Source organism: Brucella pseudogrignonensis, assembly GCF_031454375.1.
In the GTDB taxonomy this organism is placed as follows: Bacteria; Pseudomonadota; Alphaproteobacteria; order Rhizobiales; family Rhizobiaceae; genus Brucella; species Brucella pseudogrignonensis_A.
The window spans coordinates 1-1,050 of record NZ_JAVDQT010000028.1; the positions used below are offsets into that span (position 1 = coordinate 1).

The window sequence follows — 1,050 nt, forward strand, 5'->3', positions numbered from 1 at the left end:
TCCTTTCCTCTGGGTACTTAGATGTTTCAGTTCCCCAGGTTCGCTTCTAACCCCTATGTATTCAAGGTTAGATACCTTATTACGATAACTAGAAACTTGAGCCGTTCCATCAGAACGGTTCAGATTTTCTAGCTATCTAAGGTGGGTTGCCCCATTCGGAAATCGTCGGATCAAAGGGTATTCGCACCTCCCCGACGCTTATCGCAGCGTATCACGTCCTTCATCGCCTGTGCATGCCAAGGCATCCACCAAATGCCCTTAAGACACTTGATCACTCTCATTGCCAATATCCATCAAACTCTTAAAGCTTGACGTTATCAGCAGAAAGACCAGCTTCTCGAGATACAATCGGTGGCGCGGTCAGGCTGCCAATCATAATGCAAGGCTTGAGCAAGCTCTTGCGACATCAACCAAAGGTCGATCCGATTACATCTTCTCTTCACTATTTCATACAGAACAGGCAAATTGCTCAAAGCAATCTGCAAACACGTTTCTTTCTTTTGTTGATTGACCAAAATCCGTCCTACTCGACACCAAAATGTGATGGTGGAGCTTATCGGGATCGAACCGATGACCCCCTGCTTGCAAAGCAGGTGCTCTCCCAGCTGAGCTAAAGCCCCTTATCACATATCTGGTGGGCCTGGGAGGACTTGAACCTCCGACCCCACGCTTATCAAGCGTGTGCTCTAACCAACTGAGCTACAAGCCCATATACTTTCGCTACCTCTCAAAGAGGGCGCCAATACAGGACGCTAGTCCGTCGCCACTCCAAATCCTTTAAAAGAAAGGGCGGCGCGCTCGCACAGTGCCAGCAGCATCAGCTGTGATCCGGCCCGTGAGCGGGTCATTCAATCAACAATGAAGAAAGAGAAACGAAGGCGGCACGCCTGCAAAGCGATTGTCAGGCTGACTGGCCTGCAATCTATGTTCTAAAAAGCACGAGAAAGTTCATCCTAAACAAGTCAGGCGTCTTACTATTCTACAGCTTCCTTAGAAAGGAGGTGATCCAGCCGCAGGTTCCCCTACGGCTACCTTGTTACGACTTCACCC

Annotated in this window: 2 tRNA genes and 2 rRNA genes; all 4 read right to left on the reverse strand. The window is 49.1% G+C overall.

The features are described from left to right. A 23S ribosomal RNA gene (locus J2782_RS22800) occupies positions 1 to 273 on the reverse strand; the annotation flags it as partial. A gap of 271 nt (positions 274 to 544) precedes the next feature. Next, positions 545 to 620: transfer RNA gene (locus J2782_RS22805), tRNA-Ala, on the reverse strand. Between the two features lie 12 nt (positions 621 to 632). After that, positions 633 to 709: transfer RNA gene (locus tag J2782_RS22810), tRNA-Ile, on the reverse strand. A 285-nt stretch (positions 710 to 994) separates the two neighbouring features. Beyond that, positions 995 to 1,050, reverse strand: a 16S ribosomal RNA gene (locus J2782_RS22815); the annotation flags it as partial.